Origin of the sequence: Pseudomonas sp. B21-054 (assembly GCF_026016345.1) — a bacterium.
In the GTDB taxonomy this organism is placed as follows: domain Bacteria; phylum Pseudomonadota; class Gammaproteobacteria; order Pseudomonadales; family Pseudomonadaceae; genus Aquipseudomonas.
In genome coordinates, this window is the sequence record NZ_CP087204.1 from 3,205,924 (window position 1) to 3,228,450 (window position 22,527).

Sequence of the window (22,527 nt, forward strand, 5' to 3'; positions counted from 1 at the left end):
TAGCAGGTATTTGTTCTTATGGGCTGGACTGTACGGCGGGCGATTGATGCGTTACAAATCGAATCTCGCTAACAATCGATACCCTCAAGGTATCGGTAATCAGAGGCCAATCCATGACCCATCCCGTGCTGTCACGCAGCCTGTTCAACCGTCTGCGCTATAAACATTTGCACATGCTGGTGGCCTTGAGCGCCAGTCAGAACCTGCACCGGGCTTCTCAGAGCCTGAACATGTCGCAGCCGGCGGCGACCCGGATGCTGCACGAGATCGAGGACATGTTCGGTTGCGACCTGTTCGAGCGACTGCCCCGGGGCATGCGCCCGACCGCCCTGGGCCAGGAGCTGATTCGCTTCGCCGAATTGGCCCTCAGCGGCCTGGACCGCTGCGCCGAAGACCTGCTGGCCCGGCAGCAGGGCGGTTATGGTTACCTGTCCATCGGCACCATCATGGGGGCGGCGCCGGACCTGGTCATGGACTCCATCGCCCGGATCAAGGCGCTCAATCCGCAGCTGCGGATCCGCATCATGGGTGACACCAGCGACCAGGTGATCCAGTTGCTGGAGCAAGGCCGCATCGACCTGGCCATCGCCCGGCGCAACGCCGCCACCGACAGCGAGCACTACGACTTCGAACAACTGGGCAATGAGCGACTGCTGGTGGTGGTCCATGCCGGCCATCCCCTGGCCCGGCGCAAAAAACTCGACCTGGCCGAACTGGTCAGCGACTGGCCGTGGATCCTGCAGCCGGAAACCAGCCCGGCGCGCATCGGCCTCGATCAAGCGCTACAACGTCTTGCGCTGCCGACGCCCGCAGACATCATCGAATGTAGCTCGGTGTATTCCATGCAACAGCTGATTCAACTGACCGACGCGATCATGGTGCTCTCGGAAACCGCCTTGCGCGATTACCTGAAGATGGGCCTGGTGGTGGCGCTGCCGGTGGCGCTGGACGTGCAATTGGCGCCGTTTGGCTTGTTGCGGCGCAAGGGGGAGCCGGTGAACCGGGAGCTGGGGTTGTTCATTGATCTGCTGCGCACGCAGGCCGCGGCGGGAAGGTAGCGCCGAAGCGCTTGCTGCGCTGACGCCCGCAACCCCTTGCAACGGTTGCGCGGTTTCAAAAAACGATTGGTTTGGAGAGCATCGGCCACGACAACGCATTCAATCGCCCCCAAGGAAGGAGGTCCAACATGTCCACACTCGAGACCCATGTCGAGTTCATCGTCGCCAGGCTGCCCATCTGGTTGAAACACGCTTCGCGGGCCCATCAGAAACGTTTCAAGGTCCTCACCCAGCGATTGCAGCGCGACAGTGACACCCTCAATGCGCTGATGATCGACTTGCCGGCCCCCGATACCTTTACGCGCGACCTGCTGCAGGCTCAGCCGCAGGTACAAGCCTGGGGGCCGGTGAATGGCACTGGTGGTGTCGCGGGTGCGGTACGTCGGGCCCGGGTCAAGCGCGATCCCTTCGGTGCCTCACTGTCGGTGGTCGAAGCGGCCATGCGCAATTACCCTCCCGCCGATGCGAGCGCCGGCAGCGAGTTTGATAAACAAGGCGAACTCTTCATCAAGGGCAAGCCTGGAGAGTTCAGCCGCTGGGGGGCGCCGTCAGCCACGGCGGCGCTGCCCACGACCCCGGCCAGCTTCGCGCGGCTCTGTCGACAGGTCGATGTGGGCGGGGCTTATCAGCGCTTGCTCGAACAACGGCTGCCGCGTATCGGCAGTGAGGTTCCCGCCGTCGCGAAGGCCTATAGGGCTTACGCACGTAGCCAGCTCGCCTATGACGCCTACGAGGCGAAGCTGGCTGGACGCCTGGACGAAACGGGTGAGCGATTGCTGGCTTATGTCGGGGTGCAGCTTGAAGATCGACTCGTGGCGCCTCTGGCTTGTGAGGTCAAGGCGCTGGAGGTGCTGTCGGCGCCGCTGTTCGGCGCTCGGGTGTATTGGGGCCTGGCAGCAGATACCAAAGGCGTGCGCCCGGTGGTCTTGCACCTGCCCCATGACGTGGTGGCACCCATCAAGCAATTTCCCAGCTTGCAGGCCATGGCCGCTCAGCTGACCGAGCGGATGCGCAAACGCAGTTATCGCCAGAGCCTGATGCGTTACTTCCCGATGCGCTTGCAGGCCCGGCTAGGCGAAGCCCTGCATGATCAGGTGGAGTGGGAGGTAAAGGACAACCTCAATCTCTTTCAGGAAATCCACGCTCGCATTACCGGCTGGCGAGAGGGCGAGCGGGGTGAGGATGGCAACCCCCGACGCATTCGGGTGCCAGCGCCCCACGTGCCCTGGAATCTCAGCGATGTGCGCGAAAATCATTGGGACGATCGCTATCACGAATGGCGCACCCACACCCTGGCCAACGCCTCGACGCTGATGGTCCCCACCAAGAATCAGGACTGGCAGGCGCTTCTGGCTCGCCTCGAGTATTGGGAAAGCCTCGTCGAGCGCTCGTTGATGCTGGCCGTCAGCTTCATCCCGTTTTGTGCGCCGATTGGCATGGCCGCAGCGGCGGTGGGCGGGGTGCGCCTGGTGTATGAATTCTTCGAAGGTATCCAGGCGTTCAACGAAGGCCACGCCCAGGAAGGCATCGACCATATCTTCAACGTCTTGTTTGGCATCGCTCAAGGCGCCTACCTCGGTTTTATCGGCGGCGCCGTTGAACCCATGCCGGTGCGTGACGGTACGACGCGTCTGTGGAACGGCGATATCACGCCGTTCCAGGCCCGGCGCCGGCCCCCCATGGAGGCCGAACAGGACGCCTGGGGCGTCTGGCGCACGGCGGACCAGGCATGGGTGCAGGTTGAGGGCCGCTACTTCGAAGTGCAAGGGAGCGCCGATGCCTTGGGCTTGCGCCTGCCCGCCGGCCATCGAGGCGTGACGCCTTTGCTGGAATGGAGCCGTGCCCGTGGCTGGCGCTGGGCGCACCGTAACCCGCTGCAGCGCGGCAACCTGGAACTGTTGCGCGACTTTGCCGAAACCCCAGGCGAACTGGACGATAAAACGATCCTTGCCCTGCAGCGGCAGGTGGGTATCAGCGAGGCGCACCTGCGTTACCTGCAAGTGGAAGGACAGCCGCTGCCGGCGCTATTCGCCGACGCCTTGAGTGAAGCGCGCAATTGGCAAAAGGTGCAGCAGACCATCGGGCGTCTGCGCCGCGATGAAGCGCCAGGGCATGTGCCTGTTCAAATCACGCAAACCCTCGTGGATCTGCCGGGTTGGCCAAAGGACCTGATGTTGTGCTACCACGACGGCGGACAGACTCACTCCGTAGGCGACACAGCCGCCACGCGCGCGCTCGACGTGCACGACACAGACCTGGCGCAAGACGCCTGGGCGGGTCGCATCCTGGCTGGGCTGAGCATGGATGAACAGCGCACGCTGCTGGGGCAAAGCACCCTTGGCCTGCGCCCGGTGGAGCGCAGTCGATTACTGGCCAGGCGCTGGTCCGACTACTTGGAACACCATGGGACGCAAGTGAGCGCTGCCATGGTCCGGCCCGCAGGGCTCGATCCGCTGGCCGTTCCCGTGGCGCGTGCCTTCTCAGGTTTGCCGGAGTCCATGGCCAACGAGCTGGCCAACCAGGCTCAGGGCCAGGACCGGTTGCGCCTGCTTAACGGCCGGGTTACCGGGCGCCTGGGCAAGCAATGTGTAGAAGCCCTGAGCGAGTTGCGTCTGACCCGTGCCTTGCGCGCCCTGGAGCGCGGCGAAAGCAGCGCCGATCGAGACGCCATTGTCATGGGGTTGCTTGGCAACACGGCGCGATTGCGCGGCCGGCTGCACCTGCGCCTGTCATCGCCCGAGCAGCGAGGCCCGCTCACGGTGGGAGAGGTCGGGCCGTTGAAACTCATTCGCCAGGAGGACGGCCAATACCTTCCCTTTGACGAAGCGGATAACGAACTGGCTGGGCCTTCGAGCCTGGAAGACGCGTTGCTCAGAGCGATGCCGGACGAAGCACGCAACGCGTTGGGCTTGAATATCTGGGACGCAACCAAGCTGCGTGAGGCCCTTCTTGAACAAGCCCTGGGTGATCGACAGGACCTGCGCCGGTACCTGCGACTCAAGCGCTTCGACAACATGAATGAGGGACCGCAATGGCTGAACGGTTACTTTGGTTATCCCATGAGCGGACGGGGACGACTCCCGTTGCAGCGCTGGCTCGGCAGCCTGCAAGGGCGCCTTGAACGGCTGTATCCCCACTATGCCGGGGACGCCTTCGAGGGGCTGCAACGTAGCTTGACCGTCCAGGCCGGACGCGAAGGCATCAGCCTCGAGGACTTGGTCACCCGGTTGACCAACGAATGGGCAACCCTGGATGAAGGGCTGCGCCAGTGGGAGGTTGAGGAGGGCCTGCATCACCCTAACGAGAGCCGTTACAACCGTGATGAACTGATTTCGGTGCGCAGGGCGGTGACGAGGGAAGTCCGCCGGGCCTGGCGACGTGAACCCGAACCGGGGCGGGAAGATAGCGAGCTGATGTTGCGTCTGTCGGGGTGGGACATCGGCCGGCTTCCTCCCCTCAGCGCGCGTTTCGACCATATCGAAGAGCTGATGTTGGCGCACATGGGCTTGAGTGAAGACCCCTCGAATTTCCTGCGGCTGTTTCCCAATATCGAGACGCTGCGCCTGCACGGCAATAATCTCACCACCGTGCCAGCGGCGGCCGGCGAGTTTCGCAATCTGGTGGAGTTGTCATTGGGCGGGAATCCGCTCAACCTGGACGCGGATGCTTTCGCCCCCTTGATGGGCGCAGACCGCGCTCCCCGTCTGGAGGAACTGAACCTGTCCGAGGTGAGCGGCGGGGCCGCGGCCAGTGCCGACAGCGTCGCGGCCATCGGTCGCTTGGCGGAGCTGCCCTCGCTACGGGAACTGGTATGGACTGACAACTTGCATTTCACCGCCGAGGAATTGCAGGCCATCACCGCTTTACCGGGATTGCGCACCCTGGACCTGGCTCGCTGCGGCCTGCGCCTGGATGAGGAGGGCAGTGCGTTCCTGCGGACCGCCACGACCTTGAGGGAATTGCGCCTGAGCGGTAACAACTGCCGCGATTTGCCCGATCTGCCCGAGCTTGTGGCCCTGGAGGCACTGGAACTGGCCAACGCAGGGCTTGACCGCGTACCGGCGCTGGCACTGCGACTGTTATCCAGGTCTTCGTCCGAGGCGCTCTTTCTCGACCTCAAGGGCAATCGCATCACTGACATTCAGGGTGATCTGATTCCGGCACTGGACAACATGCCAACGGGGAATACCCTTGGGCTTTGGCTCGAAGATAATCCACTGCCCAGCGCCCAGATCCGAATCCTGCGCGCTGTGGACCCCCAGGCCTTTCGCTACACCGTCGATGACTGGCTGGAAAACTCTGATGGGCTCCAGCGGGCGTTGGAAGTGGCCCGCGACGATGCCGGCGGGCGGCGTTTCATCGATTGGTACTCCGGTCTCATTCGTGACGCCGATGCCGATGCGCCAGGTGGTCTGGCCTCCGGAGATCGCCAACGGGCGACGAGCATACTGCAGTACTACACCGGTTTCCCGGATGTCTACGCTGAACTCTCGGCCCGGATCGCGGATTTCGACCAGCAGCTGGCTCAATTGCGCACACGCTTGCAAGCACGCGTGCTGGACAGGCAGACGCCAGACGTCGGCGAACTGGAGGTGCATTTCCTGATGTTCCAGGCGGTTCAACGCGCCCGTCTCGAACCCCAAGGGGTGCCTTTTTCGGGTTTCCTGGGTCGTCATCATGACTATTGGGACCGAGTGCTGGCCAATCAATATCCCGAGGCCTCCCAGCGCCAGGCAGCCATGACGCGTGAAGGGTTCATCAACTGGCTCAGCGATGCCCAGGACTCCTTCAACGGCAATGATCAAGTACCCCGCGTCGGCGAACTGACCTGGCGACCCTACCTGGGGTTGATGTCCCGCGAGTGGTCCGACGGCCTGGCAATCTGGGACTCGGTGGAGGACAACCTGGTGGATGCCTTCAGCGAGCCGGTGGACCCTTCCCATTGGCCCCAGGTATTGCTGGATAACCTGGCGCAGCCGGACGCCGACCTGCCCAGTGCCCTGGAGTCAGTCACCCTACCTGGAGGAATCGTCTGGCACCGTGTGAGGCTCGAGGCGGTGGCGGATGTGGATTGGGCCGCCGGCCGGCCTGTGATGCTCAGCGAAGACCAGTTGCGACGCACCATGGCCATCTACCGTTCGGTCAAGAGTCGGGAGATTGAAGTCTTGGTGAGGCGGATCACGACTGACCTGGCCAGCCCTTGGTGGGCGCTGCGCGCTTACTGATCAGAACCATCGCCAGGCACCGTCATTTTGAACACCAGCGCCTTCAGGCCACACGCCATGTCGGCATCTGGAAACTCCGGCGGATTCGCCAGTCGCTGTTCGAACATCAGGCCCGGCGCTTCACGGGTGACGCCATTGATGAGGAAGTCCGGGCCGGTGGCTGGGTCGTTGCTGCAGGCCAGGACCGTGCCGTCGGCGGTCAGCAGTTCCGGCAGGCGGCGCAGGACGCGCTGGTAATCCTTGGTCAGCAGGAAACTGCCTTTCTGGAAGGTGGGCGGGTCGATGATCACCAGGTCGTACGGCCCGCTGTTGATCACTTTGCCCCAGGACTTGAACAAATCGTGGCCGAGGAAACTCACCTGGCCCAGGTCATGGCCGTTCAGGCGATGATTGTCGCGGCCACGACTCAGGGCGGCCCGGGACATGTCCAGGTTCACCACATGCCGCGCGCCGCCGGCGATGGCTGCCACCGAGAAACCGCAGGTGTAGGCGAACAGGTTCAACACGCGCTTGCCGCTGGCATTGGCCCGTACCCAGTCGCGGCCGTAGCGCATGTCGAGGAACAGCCCGTTGTTCTGCTTCTTGCCCAGGTCGATGCGGTAACGCAGGCCGCCTTCGGTCAGGGTCCATTCGTCGACCGGTTCGCCCACCAGCCATTGAGTGAGGCTCTGCGGCAGGTAGCGATGCTGCACGGCCAGGGTATGGGCGGCGCTGTGTTGCCAGGCCGGCGAGGTGGTCAGGGCCAGCAGCATCGAGGTCAAGCCATCCAGTTGCGTCGGCTCCGGCGCCTTGAACAACGAGACCAGCACCACCCCTTGCAGCCAGTCGACGGTGATCTGCTCCAGCCCCGGCCAGCAGCGACCACGGCCATGGAACAGGCGCCGGGTTTCTTCGGGCGCAGACGCCAGCGCCGTCAGTAAATGAGTCTGCAGGGTTTGAAGGGCTTCAGGGTTCATCGCAAAGGCCAGCAATTCGAAGGGCCGGCATTCTAACCACCCATGTGAGCCTGTGGCGAGGGCGCTGCCTAGCCACCACTGGTCGCAAGAATACTGGCAACCTGTTGCGGCCGGCAGTTGAGGTACGCCGAACGCTTGAGCCAATTCGGCTCCGGGTACCAGGAAAACATGAATTGCCCGCCCTTGAGCTTGTCGATCACCTGGCGCGCCACCTGCGGGCGAACGGCAGGGCAACCCTGGCTGCGGCCGATGCGGCCCTGGCGAACGCTCCAGAGCGGGTTCACGTAGTCGGCGGCGTGGATCACGATGGCGCGATCTCGGGCCTGGTCATTGAAGCCCGGCTCCAGACCGTCCATGCGCAGCGAATAGCCGTGGGCGCCCTGGTAGCTTTCCTGGGTGCGAAACAACCCCAGGCTGGACTGGAAACTGCCCAGGCGATTGGAAAACTGCGTGGCGAAGTTTTCCCCGGATTTCTGCCCATGGGCCACCAAGTCGCGTAATACCAATTTCTTTTGGCGCAAGTCGAAGATCCACAGGCGACGGGCCGTGGACGGCTGCGAGTAATCGATCACCGCCAGGTGACGGGCCTGGTTGGCGCCATTGGCGACCGCGCATTGCATGGCGCTCAAGGCACTTTTGAGTGCTTGGGGATTGAGTTCCGGCGCTGCGTGGGCGAGGCTGTTGTAAAGAAGTTGAGAATTGGCCTTTTCGGCCAGCGCTGGGCTGCACATCACGCCAAGGCCCGTCATGATCAGGCAAAATTGGCGCAATACGCTGAGCACGGATGAAAAAAGCCCACGGTGGTGTTGAGTTGCGGCATCCCGTCCGTTTTTGTTCGTTTGCATGATGGCGGGTCGTACCTGTCGCAAAGTTAACCGTCAACGAGACGGCCATGGAGTGGAGTAAAGCAGTTGTTCAAAAAGTCCGCATGTTACCTGAGCCTTTTGTTGCTAACGGCGCCATTGGTCGCAACAGCCGAGGACGGTGAGCCGACACTCGTGCAAACCACATTGGCACAATTGTCGGTCGCCTGCCCGGAAGTGGCAGCGGGCGTCGACTTTCCGACGATGCTCAACTTGCAGGCGTTTTATCAGCAAAACGCAGGCCAGGCGGTCTGGGAGGACGATGAGCGGTTGAGAAGCTTGCAGGTCCAGTTGCAGCAATTGGCCGATGACGGACTGGATCCGACGCGCTACAGCCTGCCGCTCGAAGGCACAGCCCAGAACGCCCATTGTGTCGACATCGCCATCAGCCAGCGCTACCTGCAAGCGTTGCATGACCTGCGTTTCGGCTATTTGCCCCAGGACCGTCTGGAGCCAGTGTGGAAGGCCAACCCGCAACCCCAAGACCGCCAGGCCGTGGTGCTGGCCATCGCCGGGCCGGGGGTGGACAACCTGGCCGGGGCTTTTGAACAGGCGCGGCCGAGCCTGGCGCTTTATCGCAACCTGCGCGGCCTCTACGCCCGGCTACGGCAACAGCCATTGTCCGACTGGCAGGCAGTGTCCGGCGGTCCGCTGTTGCAACCGGACAAGCAGGATGCCCGTGTACCCGCCCTGGCCCAGCGACTGTTCAACGAAGGTTACCTGAGCGCGCCGCCGCTCAGCGGCGACGAGCATTACAGCTCGACGCTGGTGGACGCGATGAAGAACTTCCAGCTCCAGCATTCGCTGCAGGCCGATGGCGTGGTGGGGCCGTGGACCGTTACCGAGCTGAACATCAGCCCGGCGATGCGCCGCGAGCAGTTGCGCATCAACCTGGAGCGCATGCGTTGGCTGGCCCAGGATCTGGAGCCCGATAGCGTATTGGTCAACGTGGCGGCGGCCCAACTGACGGTTTACCAGGGCGGCGCGCCAGTCTGGCAGACCCGCACCCAGGTCGGCCGCGCGCAGCGGCAAACGCCGTTGATCAAGTCCCGGGTCACCCGCTTGACGCTCAATCCGACATGGACCATTCCGCCGACCATCATGCGCGAGGACAAACTGCCCGAGATCCGCCGCGATCCGGAGTTTCTCAGCCGACACAACCTGAGGATTCTCGATCACGATGGCCTGCCATTGCTGGCGGAGGATATCGACTGGGAGCATCCGGGCAATCTCATGCTGCGCCAGGACCCCGGTCCGAAGAACCCACTGGGCAAGATGGCGATCCGTTTCCCCAACCCATTCTCCGTGTACCTGCATGACACGCCCAGCCAGGCACTGTTCAGCAAAGGCCCGCGGGCGTTCAGTTCAGGCTGCGTGCGGATCGAGCAAGTGATGCACTTGCGCGACCTGCTGGTGAGCCCGGCCGAACGGACCCGCACCGACACGCTGCTGGCCACCGAGTTAACCCATGAGTTCAGGCTGGCCCAGCCCGTGCCGATCCTGCTGGGCTACTGGACCGTCCAGGCGGATAACCAGGGGCAGCCGGTGTACATCCCGGATATCTATGGGCGCGATCCGACGTTGTCGGCTGCCCGAGGCCGTGCGCTCTGAGGTCAAGCCCAGGCGGCAGTGCGGTGCACCTGAGTCGCTTCGTCGGCTGACGCGAACAGGCGCTGGCCGATTACGCCAGCAGCCTCCAAGTGCTGCCTGGGATCGAGGGTTTCCGAGTCGAGCAAACGTTGGGAACTCACTACCCGGGCGCCGCAGTAATCGAAGATGCCATGGTCGATCTGCGTGGTCATTGCCTCGCCATAGCCGTGACGGAGGAATGTGTCGGCATCGGCACCACCGACCGCCACCAGATGCACCTGCAAACGCTGCAGTTTCTGGATAAACGGCTTATCGAGACTGAAGTCGAACGCCCAGCCGTTGGAAAATACCCGGTCGATCCAACCCTTGAGCAATCCGGGCATCGACCACCAATAAATGGGATAGACCAGCACCAGCGCGTCGGCGCGGTCGATTCGGGCTTGCTCGGCCAGCACATCCGCTGGCGGCAGGGCCTCGCGGTGGTGCACGGCGTGGTCGGCAAAGCTGAAGCGCGGCTCGAAGCCTTCGGCAGCCAGGTCGGCGATCTCGAACGTATCGGCAGGGTTGGCGCGGGTGACGCCCTCGGCGATTTTCCCGGCCAGGCTGTGGGTGAGGGCGCGCGGATCGTGGTGGGCCACAACGATGAGTGCATGCATGGCGAAACTCCTTCTGGTCACGAGGTCTTGATGACAGGTATGCTTAAGTTACGCTTAGTAAGTTACGGTTGGTAAAGTTAGCATGTCAAGCACTGACGAACATTCGCAGGCTTCACCTCGTCGTCGTTTATCCCGGCATGACCGGCAGCGCCAATTACTGGATGTCGCCTGGAGGTTGGTGCGCGAGGAGGGCAGCGACGCCTTGACGCTGGCGCGGCTGGCGGACCAGGCAGGGGTGACCAAACCCATCGTCTACAACCACTTCGTTACCCGGTCTGGGCTGCTGGCGGCGCTTTACCAGGATTTCGATGCCCGTCAGACCGCTCTGATGGATGCGGCCCTGGATGCCAGCGAAGCCACCTTGCAAAGCCGGGCAGCGGTGATCGCTTCTTCCTACGTCGAATGCGTGTTGTTGCAAGGGCGAGAGATTCCCGGGGTGATTGCAGCGTTGACCAGTTCGCCAGAGCTGGAGCGCATCAAGCGCGAATACGAGGGTATTTTTCTCGATAAGTGCCGCGCGGTGCTGGAGCCGTTCGCCGGCCCGAAGGGCATCACCCAGGCTGGTTTGCGGGCGATGCTGGGGGCGGCGGAAGCATTGTCCAATGCTGCCGCCACTGGGGAAATCAGCGCTGACGAAGCGAAGGAAGAGTTGTGGGCCAGTATCGTGGCGATGGTGACCAGGACCGTCGATAACCCTTCAAGCTGACCCACCGCTATCGCGAGCAAGCTCGCTCCCACATTGGTTGTTGGATGGACTCAAGTCCGGAATTCACCGCAACTCCCCTGTGGGAGCGAGCTTGCTCGCGATGACGGTCCTACGGTGAACGACTGCACTTTTATGAAGCCGAAGGCGGGGTGATCGCACCATCGCAAGGCAGTTGGCGGTGCCTGCGAAACAGCGCAGGAGGCTGGTCAGCTTGCGGTGGCTGAGCCGGCGGTTTCGCGGCCAGGCCCGCTCCCACGGGGGATCGTCGGCGAATTCGAGGTTGTGAATCCATTGCGCATGAGGCTTGGCACGCTCGCTGCAAGAGGCTAACCAGGCCCGCCACGAACGTAATCGAGTGGGCAGCCCCGTCGGTCAACGAAGATCGAGCGCCAGCAGGCCGGGAGATAACGGTAGATCAGGGCGCAGTCGCCGGATCGATACCGCACAGGACAGGCAAAGACGCCTGGAACCGCAAGGTTTCAGGCGTCTTTTTTTTGCTTTCAAAAATCGTGATGGGCTTTTGTCGGGTGCTTTTTATGAATTCCAACGTTGCTTCTCTGAACAAGCTGCAAACGCTGATCGTGATCGGCAATGGCATGGTCGGCCATCACTGCGTCGAGCAATTGATCGAGCGCGGTGCCCTCAATCATTACCACCTGCACGTGTTCAGCGAAGAACCGATGCGCGCCTATGACCGCGTGCATTTGTCCGAGTACTTCTCCGGTCGCGATGCCGAATCCCTGGCCCTCGGCGACGCGTCGCTGTACCAGACGCCAGGCGTCACACTGCACCTGGGCGTGCCGGTGCTGGAGATCGATCGCCAGGCCCGTCAGGTCGTCACCGCCGGGGAACGCATCAACTACGACAAACTGGTGCTCGCCACCGGCTCCTACCCGTTCGTGCCACCGATCGAAGGAGCCGAGGGCGATTCCTGCCTGGTTTATCGTACCCTTGAAGACCTGGACGCGATCCGTGCCGCCGCCAATAACGCCCGCCGTGGCGTGGTGGTCGGCGGTGGCCTGCTAGGCCTGGAAGCGGCCAACGCCCTCAAGACCCTCGGCCTGGAAGCCCATGTGGTCGAATTCGCCCCACGGCTGATGCCGGTGCAACTGGACGAGCAGGGCGGCCTGGCCCTCAAGGCCCGGATCGAGAAGCTGGGCGTCGGCGTGCACCTGTCCAAGGGCACCCAGTCCATCAGCGCCGGCGAGCAGTACCGCTATCGGATGAACTTCGGCAACGACGATTTCCTGGAAACCGACCTCATCGTGTTTTCCGCCGGTATCCGCGCCCAGGATGCCTTGGCTCGCCAGAGTGACCTGCAGATCGGCCCGCGCGGCGGTGTGGTGATCGATGACCATTGCCTGTCCAGTGACCCGGACATCTACGCCATCGGCGAATGCGCGGCCTGGAACGGCAGCATTTTCGGCCTGGTCGCCCCGGGTTACCAGATGGCCCGCAACGTGGCAGCCCGCTTGTGCGGTGAACGCGGCGAAGCCTTCACCGGCGCCGACATGTCCACCAAGCTCAAGTTGCTCGGTGTCGACGTCGGCTCCATCGGCGACGCCCACGGCAACACCCCGGGTTCGCGCAGCTTTCAGTTCATCGATGGCACCAGTGCCAGCTACCGGCGACTGGTGGTGGACGCCGACGGCAAGCGTGTGATCGGCGCGGTGCTGGTGGGCGACAACAGCTACTACGACACCTTGCTGCAGTACATGCAGAACGGTATCGCGTTGCCTAAGGACGCGGCCAGCCTGATCCTGCCTTCGTCCGAAGGCGCCCCGACCCTGGGTCCGGCGGCGTTGCCCGAAACCGCGACCATTTGCTCGTGCCACAACGTCACCAAGGGCTCGATCTGCTCGGCCATCGATGGCGGCTGCACCGATCTCGGCCAGCTCAAGTGCGACACCAAGGCCGGTACCGGTTGCGGTGGTTGCGCCGCCCTGGTCAAGCAAGTGTTCGAGCACGAACTGATTGCTCGCGGCGTCAGTGTCGACAAGAGTCTGTGCGAACACTTCGCCTACACTCGCCAGGAGTTGTACGCCCTGGTGCGGGTGGAAGGCATCATCAGCTTCGAAGAACTGTTGGCCAAGCACGGTCGCGGGCACACCGGTTGCGACCTGTGCAAGCCGGCGGTGGGCTCGATCCTGGCGTCGTGCTGGAACCAGCCGATCATGGACCCGTCCCTGGTGTCGCTGCAGGACACCAACGACACGTTCATGGCGAACATGCAGAAAAACGGCACCTATTCAGTGGTGCCGCGCATCGCCGGGGGCGAAATCACTGCTGACAAGCTGATCGCCATCGGCGTGGTAGCGAAGAAATACGACCTCTACACCAAGATCACCGGCGGCCAACGCATCGACCTGTTCGGCGCCCAGTTGCATCAGTTGCCGGACATCTGGGCCGAGCTGATCGAAGCCGGTTTCGAAACCGGCCATGCCTACGGCAAATCCACCCGCACGGTGAAATCCTGCGTGGGCAGCACCTGGTGCCGCTACGGCGTGCAGGACAGTGTGCAAATGGCCCTGACCATCGAGGATCGCTACAAAGGCCTGCGCTCGCCCCACAAGCTCAAGTTCGCTGTGTCCGGTTGCACCCGCGAGTGCGCCGAGGCCCAGAGCAAGGACGTCGGCGTGATCGCCACCGAGAAGGGTTGGAACCTCTACGTGGCCGGCAACGGCGGCATGCGCCCGCGTCACGCCGAGCTGTTCGCCACCGACCTGGATGACGCCACGCTGATCCGCTACATCGACCGTTTCCTGATGTTCTACATCCGCACCGCCGACAAACTGCAACGGACCTCGGTCTGGCGCGAAAGCCTGGAAGGTGGCCTGGACTACCTCAAGGACGTGATCATCCACGACAGCCTGGGCCTGGGCGCCGAGCTTGAAGCCCAGATGCAACTGGTGGTCGACCGCTACGAATGCGAATGGGCCAACGCCCTCAAGGACCCGGAAAAACTCAAGCGTTTCCGCACCTTCGTCAACGACAAACGCGGCGATCCGGACGTTCACTTCGTCCGCGAGCGCGGCCAGCGTCGGCCGGTTCACGCCCATGAACTCCACCTGATTCCCGTTACCGAGGAGGTGCTCTGATGAGCCAGTCAAACGTCGTTCGTATTCCTGTCCGTGATGTCGCTCAAGAACCGCTGCAATGGCGTGCCCTGTGCAGCCGTGACGACCTGGTCCCCAACTCAGGCGTGGTCGCCTGGCATGACGGCAGCCAAGTGGCGTTGCTCTATCTGCCGGCACATGAGGACAGGCCGCTTTACGCCATCGACAACCGCGACCCCAAGTCCGGTGCGAACGTCATCGGCCGCGGCTTGCTGGGCAGCATCAAGGGTGACCTGGTGATCGCCTCGCCGATGTACAAGCAGCATTTCCGCCTGGAAGACGGTCATTGCCTGGAATACCCGGAACAAAGCCTGCGGGTGTGGCCGGTGCGCTTGAATGGGGATGTGGTTGAGATCGGCGAAGACTGATCCATGAGTTGAACGCTGCATGAAAACCTGTGGGAGCGAGCAAGCACACTCCCACAGGGGATGTTTTAACTGACAGCATGATGTTCGAACATGCCTTTGGCTGAATGTGGGGATGAACAATGAAAACCGCTGCCCAACTGGTGAGACTCAAGAGTGTGCAGAACCAGCAAGTCCACAGCATCGCGCCGGAGCAGACGGTGCTCGAAGCGCTGCAGATCATGGCCGAAAAAAATGTCGGCGCGCTGCCGGTGATCGAGGACGGCCAGGTGGTGGGTGTGTTCAGCGAGCGGGACTACGCGCGCAAGATGGTGCTCAAGGGGCGGTCGTCGGTGGGTACGACGGTGCGTACCATCATGAGCGCCCCGGTGGTCACCGCCGACAGCCAGCAGAGCATCGACCGCTGCATGGAAGTCATGACCGACAGCCACTTGCGGCACTTGCCGGTGCTGGATAACGGGCAGTTGATCGGCCTGCTGTCCATTGGCGACCTGGTGAAAGAGGCGATTGTCGAGCAGGCGGACCTGATCCGGCAGTTGGAACACTACATTCGCGGGCACTGAGCCCGCATTGTTCCAGTCAGAACGGCCCTTGTGGCGAGGGCTCTTGCTCCCGCACAACAGCCGTTCGGCACAATCCAATAAAACGCAAAATCCCGACAGCTCAAGCAAGGCCCCCAAAGAGCGCGTGCTCGTGATCGACGACAGTGGACGCGTCGAAAACAAACCGCTTTTTTGGAGAGCTGACATGACTGACTTCACACCCACCCCCAACGAAATTGCCGGTAAAGTGGTATTGGTCACCGGTGCGGCCAGCGGCATCGGCCGGGCAATCGCCGAGTTGTTCCATGCCCGCGGCGCCAAGGTCATTGCCGAGGACATCAACCCGCAGGTGAACGCGCTGGAGCAACCTGGCCTGTTGCCGTTCGTGGCCGACATCACTGAAGACGGCAGCGCTGAAGCCGCCGTTGCGCTGGCGCAAGACCACTTCGGTCGGCTCGATGTGCTGGTGAACAATGCCGGACGCATCCTCTACAAACCCTTCGTGGAAATGACCCGCGACGATTGGAACTGGCAGATGGAAACCAACGTGACCGGTGCCTTCCTGCATTCACGCGAAGCCATGAAGGCGATGATGAAACAACGTTCGGGCGCCATTGTGAACATCGCCTCCTATGCGTCTTATTTCGCCTTCCCAGGCATCGCGGCCTACACCGCCTCCAAGGGGGCCCTGGCCCAGTTGACCCGGACCCAGGCCCTGGAGGCTATCGAGCACGGGATTCGGGTCAATGCCATCGGCGTCGGTGATGTGGTCACTCATCTGCTGGATCACTTCATGGAGGATGGCCAGGGCTTCCTGGCCGAGCACGGCAAGTCCGCGCCCATCGGCCGGGCGGCGTCACCCACGGAGATCGCCGAAATCGTCGCGTTCCTCGCCTCGGAACGCGCCAGTTTCATGGTGGGCTCGGTGGTCATGGCTGATGGCGGGATGAGTGTTGCGGTAGGCGGTTGACCCGTTCATTGATCGTTCCCACGCTCCCGCGTGGGAACGCCTCCAGGGACGCTCCGCGTTCCGCTTCTGCAAGGTGACGCAGAGCGTCAGGGGATGCATTCCCACGCAGAGCGTGGGAACGATCAGTTAAGTCGACTGTTTTGGGGCTGCTTCACGCCCGGCGGCACCTCACCTGCGGTAATGACTCGGCGCCACCCCCACCTCGCGGCGAAATATCTGGGAGAAATGGCTGGCACTGCCATATCCGACTTCCAGGCCGATATCGATGATGCTGCGCTCGGTTTCGATCAGCAGTTGCCGGGCCCGGGCCATTCGCAACTGGATGAAATACTGCGACGGCGAACGCCCCGTGGCGCGTTTGAACAGCCGGCTGAAATGGTATTCGCTCATGCCGACGGCCTGCGCCAGGTCGCCAAGGCTGAAGTTATCGGCCAATCGTTGTTCCATTAACTGGATGACCCGCTTGAGCTTGAAGGCGGGCAGGGCATTGCGCCCGGACATGTCATCGGCCTCGGCATCCCGATAATGACGCGCCAAGTGCACCGCCAGGCATTGTGCCACGCCCTGGATCAGTAACGCGCTGGTTTCGCCGCGCCGGGTCAGTTCCAGCCGAATCTGTTCGAGCAGGGCCGAAAGCACGTCATCCCGTCCACCCGAGACTTCCCGCAAGCGGATCGCGGCGCTACCGCCGGTTTCGGCAATGGCGCGCTCCAGCAGCGGCAACCCCAGGTAAACGTGCATGACCACGAACGGCTCGGTACCGCTGGCTTGCCAGCGCATTTCATAGGGCACGGGCGACGCGGTCAGGAAAAAATCGCCGCGCCGTACCGAACTCGACAGCCAATCCTCATGTTCGTCGCGCTCTTCGACAACGGCTTCTCCAGACAACACCCAGACGAGCAACGGTTCGGCCACGGCGGGCACGATGACGCGTTCTTCCTTGCGTTCGCGGACAAAGATCTCGACCAGGACATCCTGCGACGAGACACCGTCGGACGTCGCCAGGCGCTCGCCGCGAATGTGCGCCTGCAGGCCAGTTGCCGATGTTCGCTGGATGATGTCCATACTCGACGCTCTCAATGCCTGCCGACAGGCTAGACCGGATCGACCGCCGGCCGGTGCTGACGCAACAGCTCGATCTGCTGGGGGGGAATCAACTCACGCAACGCCTTATAGAGCGCCCGGGTCTCCAGCAGGTTCCAGACCCGCAGCATGGTTTCCAGCGCATCCAGTGGCTTGCTGATGAAGTCCCGGGCGCCGAGGGCCAGGGCACGCAGGCGGGTGTCGCGCGTAGCGTCGGCGGTGAGCACCAGGATCGGCAGGTAGTCGTTGGCCGGGATACGCCGGTTGAGTTGTTCCAGCACGGCAAAACCATCGAATGCGGGCATGTGCAGGTCGAGGATGACCAGGTCCGGTTCGAAGCTGTTGAACAGATCGAGGGTGCGCAAGGGCTCGGTGCTGCTCAGCACGTTGTGCAACCCTTCGCGGGCCAACAGTTGTTCCATCAGGTCCAGGTTGGGGCGCTGATCGTCGACGATCAGAATGCGCAAATCGCGATTCATGCGGGCTCCGGTAAATAATGCTCGAGATGGCCGAGGAAGGCCTGGATATGGATAGGCTTGGTCAGGATTGCCGTGGCGCCGGCGTCATGCAGGGTGCGGTGGGTCAGGTCGCTGGCATCGGCGGTGATCATCAGCACCGGCGTCGACGCGGTGGCGGGTGAATGGCGCAGGCGCCGCAGCACCTCCAGGCCGTCCAGGTCCGGCAGAGTCACGTCCAGCAGGATCAGTTGCGGCGCGTGCTGGCGAGCCAGGTCCAGGCCCATCTGGCCCTGCATGCTCGACAACAGCTGAATGCCGGGGCGACGCTGCATCAGCGTCTCGATCAATGCGAGGCTCGACAGGTTGTCTTCGATGCACAGCACTTTGCCGTGATACTCCACCGGAGGGCGCGCCACCGCCAGGGTCGCAACGGCCGGCAAATGATTGCTGGACACCTGGGCGCCCGGTAATTGCAGGGTGAAGCGGCAACCCTGTCCCGGTTCACTGTGGACCTCGAGGTGGCCCTGCATCATCTCCAGCAGGCTCTTGCTCAACGACAGCCCCAGTCCGGTGCCTTCGACCTGGGGATCGGCGCCCAGGCGTTCGAAGGGCTTGAACAGTTGATCCAGCTGTTCCAGGGCAATGCCATGCCCGGTATCGCTGACGGCAATACTCACTTGACGGGCCTGGACGGTGACGGCAATGCGCACTTCACCGCCCGGGCGGTTGTACTTGATGGCGTTGGACAACAGGTTGAGCAGCACCTGTACCAGGCGCTGGCGATCGGCGAGCACACCGCTGCCATCGGGTAGCGGCGGCAGCTCGGCCAGATGAATCCCGGCATCGGCCGCCATGGGCGAAACCAGGGTCAGGGCTTCGTGCAACACCGTCGCCAGGGCGATTGGCTCGATGTTCAGCGGCAGGCGCCCGGCCTCGATCCGGGCGATGTCCAACACCTCGTTGATCAACGCCAGCAAATGCTGGCCGGCGCGCAGGATGTGGCCGACCTGGGGACGTTGGCCGGCCGTGGAGTCCATGTCCAACAGTTGCGCGAAACCGAGGATGGCATTCAGCGGCGTGCGCAGTTCGTGACTCATGCGCGAGAGAAACTCACTCTTGGCCCGACTGGCGCTTTCGGCTTCTTCACGGGCGGTGCGCAGGGCGATCTCGGCGGCGCGGCGGTCGGTGATGTCGCGGGTGATCTTGGAAAAGCCGCGCAGGACACCGGTACTGTCATATTGGGCGGTGATGACTACGCTGGCCCAGAAGCGGCTGCCGTCCTTGCGACAGCGCCAGCCTTCTTCCATGTAGTGACCGTCGCGGGTGGCCTCGCGCAGGGCCATGTCCGGGTGCGCGGGGCATTCTTCGGCCAGGTAGAACAACGAAAAATGCCGCCCGAGGATCTCCTGCTCGGTGTAGCCCTTGATCCGCTCGGCGCCGGCGTTCCAGGTGGTCACGTAGCCTTGGGCATCCAGCGCGAAAATCCCGTAGTCCTTCACGCCATCGATGATCAGCCGCAGACGCTCTTCGTTATCGCGCAGGGCCCGCTCACGTTCGGCCAGCAGTTGCCCGGCCTCCACCAGGCGAGTGCCCAGTTGGCCAATTTCGTCCTGCTCCGGCGGTTGCGGCAACAAGGGTTGGCCCAATGCCAGGCGCTGGGCGTTGCCCTGCACCTGCTGGACCCGGGCGACAATGCCCTTGGACAGGAACAGCACCGCGACAATGGCCCCGAACAGTCCGCAGACCGCCGCCAGCAGGGTGGCGAACAGCAAGCGCATACGGGTGGCCGAGGCGGCGGCGCTGCGGTCGGCGAGCAAGGCATCCTCGCGAACGCGCATGGCGCTGATCTGCTCGCGCAGTACATCCAGCACCTGTTTGTTTTCGATCAGGATCGCGGTGATGGCCTCGGTGTCATCACCCTTGGCGCTGCGCAAGGCGATCAGCCCGTCGAGTTTGTCGGCGATCAATGGGGTGATGGTCTGGAGGTACTCGCGCATCCGCGCGTCGCGGATGTTGTGGTCCAGCCGCTGCAGCGCGGCCTGGATCAGCGGCGTGGCCTGTTCGTAGCTGGGCAGGAAGTCTTCGCGACGGGTCAGCAGGTAACCGCGCACACTGGCCGCGGCTTCGGCCAATAGGGTATGGACGGTCTGGATATCGCCCTGGACCAGCAGCACCCGGCGCACGTCTTCCTCGGCCCGGGCGGTCTGGCGTTCGGTGATATAGATAAGCACCAGCGACAGCAGCAGGACCACCAGCGGCAGGGAAATCACCACCAGGGCCTTGCCCCGCAACGGCAGGTCGGCCCAGCGGCGAGCGGCGAGGAACCTCATGGCCATTGCCCGCTGGGTTGCGCCACCAACCCCAGGGCCACGCCACGCACGGCCGCCTGGGTCCGGTCCGCGGCGCCCAGCTTGCCGATGACCCGCTCCACGTGGGCCTTGGCGGTGCCGGGGGCAATGCCGAGTTTTTCGCCGATTTCACGGTTGCTGAAACCGCCGGCCACCAGCCCCAGGACCTGGCGCTCTCGCGCTGTCAGGGCCTGGACCGGGCTTTCGCCACTGGCGCCGCGCTCGGCCATACGCCGCAACAGGCGTGCGCTGACTGAACTGTTCAACGCCTCTTCGCCTCGGGCGACCCGTTTGAGCGCATCCAGCACCTCATCACGGCTGGCATCCTTGAGCAGATAACCGACAGCACCCGCGCCGATGGCGGCTTCCAGGTGGTCGGGGCTGTCATCCATGGTGAAGATCACCACTTTGATCCCAGGATGGCGCTGTTGCAGGATCCGCGCTGCCCCCAGGCCGTTGAGCACCGGCATGCGAATGTCGAGAATCGCGATGTCCGGCTTCAGCCGCTCGCAGAGATCGAGGGCTTCCTGGCCATCGCGGGCCTGGCCGACGACTTCGAACCCCGGGCTGCCGGCCAGCATGCTGATAAAGCCAGTGCGGGTGACTTCGTGATCATCCGCCAGCAGTAGGCGCAAGGAAGGTGTCATAGGTGTGCTCCGTGGGTGGGCAGGGGCACGCTGGCCAGCAAGCGGGTGCCGCCCTCGAGCTGGCTGGAACAGGCCAGGTGGCCACCCAGCAGGCTGGCACGTTCCTGCATGGCGGCCAACCCCAGATGACAGCTGCCATTGGTCTCGATGGGTTGTTCCAAGGCAAAGCCACGACCGTCGTCTTCCACTCGCAGCGAGACGTGCTCGTCGCTGACTGCCAGTCCGAGGCGCACATGGCTGGCGCGGGCGTGTTTGAGGATGTTGTTGATGCCTTCCTGGGCAATGCGGAACAGGGCAATTTCCACATTGCCCGAAAGCCGCGCGGCGCTGTGCTCGGCCCAGTCCACCGTCAGGCCCGCGTCACGCAGGCGATCGGCTTCCTTGTCGACGGCTTTGTACAGGCCGAAATCATCCAACGCATGGGGACGCAGGCCGCCGATCAGTTGCCGGCCTTCGCCGACACAGCCTCGGGCAAGGGCGAGAATGGTCTGCAACTCGTTCGCCAATTCAGGTGGCAGAGGCGGGCAGCGGCCGGCGAAACCCTGCAGGCGCTGATGCAGGCCGGCCAGGTTCTGTGCCAGGCCGTCGTGCAAGTCATAGGCCACGCGCTTGCGTTCGTCTTCCTGGGCACTGAACAGTCGGTGGACCAGCTCGGACATGGTGCGTTCACGGGCCTGCAACGCTTCGAGCAGGCGACTGTTCTCCAGATGCGCCGCCAGCAGGGTCGCCAGCAGTTGCAGCGACTCGATGTCCTCGTTGTCCGGCGCGCCCAGGGCCACGCTGTTGCCCAGCAGTAAAGCCCCGAACACCACGCCGTCGGAGCCACGCAATGGCACGCGCAAGACCTGGGGCAGGGCGCTGTGGGGATACTCCAGCCATTGCGGTTCGGGCGCCGACGGCTGGGCCAGGTTGGTGAGCAGATCGAGCCGTTCGCGGTTGCCGTGGCTGGCAATGGTGCGCAGGGTTGTGTCCGCCGCCCACTCCAGCAGCAAGCCATGGTCCATGGCCATGAATTCGCACGCCCGTTGCACCGCGCGCTGACGCATCGCCGGCAGTGGCAACTGCGTCAGTTCATGGCCCGTGCCCAACAGCAAGCGCAGTCGCGCGGCACGGCTTTGCGACTGGCGATACTGGGTACGGATGGCCAGGGCGCTGCCGGGGTCGTGGGGAGGGCTTTGCATGGGGAGGCTCCAGCGTGAGAGGGGACCGGTCTGGTTCGGGTGGCGTCATTAGAACGTGTCATCGACACCGGGCCTATCTGCCGAATGGCATAGGCGATCGGCACCGGTTGGCCGATGGCGAAGGCTGCGCGAGCCGGCAAAGTGGCCTCATTGAAACCCAAAGGAACGCTTCGATGAAAATGAAAACCTGTGCTATTGCTGCTTTTTTCCTGCTGGCTGCACCGCTTGTCCATGCAGTCGAGGCCACACCATACGTGTATCGCACCGTGGCCGAGCAGCCAACGAATGTGAATGACCGCGAGGTCGCTGCGCTGTTCGACCGCTGGAACGCCGCGCTGCAAACCGGCAGTGCCAGTGCGGTGACAAGCCTGTACGCACCGGATGCAATTTTGCAACCGACCGTTTCCAACAAGGTGCGCAGTACGCCGGAGCAGATCCAGGATTATTTCCAGCATTTCCTGGCGGCGAAGCCAGTCGGACAAATCAACTACCGGGAGATCCGTCACCTGGGGCCCGACGCGGCGATGGACAGTGGGGTCTACACCTTCACGCTGACCAATGCCGACGGTTCCAAACGGGACGTCCAGGCACGCTATACCTTCCTTTATGAGCGCCTCGACGGACAGTGGAAGATCATCAATCATCACTCATCGGCCATGCCTGAAGTGCCAAAGACACTGCACGCCAGTCATTGATATCGAACCTCGAGGGGCTGTACGGCAGCCCCTAAGACCGCGCCCAAAGCCATAAGGCCACCACCGTA

17 protein-coding genes are annotated in these 22,527 nt (G+C 63.1%); 9 read left to right on the plus strand and 8 right to left on the minus strand.

The genetic code is table 11. The annotated features are described in order from the left end of the window. Window positions 1-113: 113 nt before the first annotated feature. Window positions 114-1,058, plus strand: coding sequence for a LysR family transcriptional regulator (locus LOY70_RS14415; protein WP_265037701.1), 945 nt, complete (start codon window positions 114-116; stop codon window positions 1,056-1,058). 128 nt (window positions 1,059-1,186) lie between these two features. After that, entirely contained in the window at window positions 1,187-6,283 is a 5,097-nt protein-coding gene (locus tag LOY70_RS14420; protein WP_265037702.1) for a leucine-rich repeat domain-containing protein, read from the plus strand. Here LOY70_RS14420 and LOY70_RS14425 read toward each other — a convergent pair. Both LOY70_RS14425 and LOY70_RS14430 read right to left on the minus strand, forming a co-directional pair. Continuing rightward, window positions 6,277-7,239: a class I SAM-dependent methyltransferase gene (locus LOY70_RS14425; RefSeq protein ID WP_265037703.1), complete on the minus strand. Its 963-nt coding sequence runs from the start codon at window positions 7,237-7,239 to the stop codon at window positions 6,277-6,279. The genes LOY70_RS14420 and LOY70_RS14425 overlap by 7 nt on opposite strands. 68 nt (window positions 7,240-7,307) lie before the next feature. After that, entirely contained in the window at window positions 7,308-7,988 is a 681-nt protein-coding gene (locus tag LOY70_RS14430) for a murein L,D-transpeptidase catalytic domain family protein (protein WP_413776649.1), read from the minus strand. 162 nt (window positions 7,989-8,150) lie between these two features. Between LOY70_RS14430 and LOY70_RS14435 the strand changes: the two genes are divergently transcribed. Next, window positions 8,151-9,713 (plus strand): L,D-transpeptidase family protein, encoded by a 1,563-nt coding sequence (locus LOY70_RS14435; RefSeq protein WP_265037704.1) that lies wholly within the window; start codon window positions 8,151-8,153, stop codon window positions 9,711-9,713. Window positions 9,714-9,715: 2 nt separating this feature from the next. On the opposite strand, the gene LOY70_RS14440 is transcribed toward LOY70_RS14435, so the two are convergent. After that, window positions 9,716-10,348, minus strand: a complete 633-nt coding sequence (locus LOY70_RS14440) for an NAD(P)H-dependent oxidoreductase (protein WP_265037705.1) — start codon at window positions 10,346-10,348, stop codon at window positions 9,716-9,718. 82 nt (window positions 10,349-10,430) lie between these two features. Here LOY70_RS14440 and LOY70_RS14445 point away from each other — a divergent pair, with 82 nt between their 5' ends. From LOY70_RS14445 to LOY70_RS14465, 5 genes are all read left to right on the plus strand, one after another. Next, window positions 10,431-11,054, plus strand: coding sequence for a TetR/AcrR family transcriptional regulator (locus tag LOY70_RS14445; RefSeq protein WP_265037706.1), 624 nt, complete (start codon window positions 10,431-10,433; stop codon window positions 11,052-11,054). Window positions 11,055-11,590: 536 nt separating this feature from the next. Next, entirely contained in the window at window positions 11,591-14,152 is a 2,562-nt protein-coding gene (gene nirB / locus LOY70_RS14450; RefSeq protein WP_265037707.1) for a nitrite reductase large subunit NirB, read from the plus strand. Continuing rightward, window positions 14,152-14,538: a nitrite reductase small subunit NirD gene (gene nirD, locus LOY70_RS14455; RefSeq protein ID WP_265037708.1), complete on the plus strand. Its 387-nt coding sequence runs from the start codon at window positions 14,152-14,154 to the stop codon at window positions 14,536-14,538. The genes nirB and nirD overlap by 1 nt, the downstream gene beginning before the upstream one ends. Window positions 14,539-14,657: 119 nt before the next feature. Continuing rightward, window positions 14,658-15,098: a CBS domain-containing protein gene (locus LOY70_RS14460; RefSeq protein WP_003202071.1), complete on the plus strand. Its 441-nt coding sequence runs from the start codon at window positions 14,658-14,660 to the stop codon at window positions 15,096-15,098. 184 nt (window positions 15,099-15,282) lie between these two features. Next, complete coding sequence (locus LOY70_RS14465) at window positions 15,283-16,047, plus strand: SDR family NAD(P)-dependent oxidoreductase (RefSeq protein WP_265037709.1); 765 nt, start codon at window positions 15,283-15,285, stop codon at window positions 16,045-16,047. A 168-nt stretch (window positions 16,048-16,215) separates the two neighbouring features. On the opposite strand, the gene LOY70_RS14470 is transcribed toward LOY70_RS14465, so the two are convergent. Genes LOY70_RS14470 through LOY70_RS14490 form a run of 5 tightly spaced genes read right to left on the minus strand, consistent with a single transcriptional unit; the run spans window position 16,216 to window position 21,764 of the window. Continuing rightward, on the minus strand, window positions 16,216-17,112 hold the full coding sequence (locus LOY70_RS14470; RefSeq protein WP_265037710.1) for a helix-turn-helix domain-containing protein: 897 nt from the start codon (window positions 17,110-17,112) through the stop codon (window positions 16,216-16,218). Between the two features lie 29 nt (window positions 17,113-17,141). Then, a complete protein-coding gene (locus tag LOY70_RS14475; RefSeq protein WP_025213597.1) occupies window positions 17,142-17,609 on the minus strand; it encodes a response regulator in 468 nt (155 codons plus the stop codon). Continuing rightward, window positions 17,606-19,918 carry an ATP-binding protein gene (locus LOY70_RS14480; RefSeq protein ID WP_265037711.1) on the minus strand — a complete coding sequence of 771 codons (2,313 nt, stop codon included), beginning with the start codon at window positions 19,916-19,918 and terminating at the stop codon, window positions 17,606-17,608. Before LOY70_RS14480 ends, LOY70_RS14475 begins: the two co-directional genes overlap by 4 nt. Next, the gene (locus LOY70_RS14485) at window positions 19,915-20,583 is read right to left on the minus strand and encodes a response regulator (protein ID WP_265037712.1); all 669 of its coding nucleotides are present in this window, start codon (window positions 20,581-20,583) and stop codon (window positions 19,915-19,917) included. Before LOY70_RS14485 ends, LOY70_RS14480 begins: the two co-directional genes overlap by 4 nt. Then, window positions 20,580-21,764, minus strand: coding sequence for a sensor histidine kinase (locus LOY70_RS14490; protein ID WP_265037713.1), 1,185 nt, complete (start codon window positions 21,762-21,764; stop codon window positions 20,580-20,582). Before LOY70_RS14490 ends, LOY70_RS14485 begins: the two co-directional genes overlap by 4 nt. A gap of 173 nt (window positions 21,765-21,937) precedes the next feature. Here LOY70_RS14490 and LOY70_RS14495 point away from each other — a divergent pair, with 173 nt between their 5' ends. Continuing rightward, entirely contained in the window at window positions 21,938-22,459 is a 522-nt protein-coding gene (locus LOY70_RS14495) for an SgcJ/EcaC family oxidoreductase (RefSeq protein ID WP_265037714.1), read from the plus strand. The last annotated feature ends 68 nt before the right edge of the window (window positions 22,460-22,527 follow it).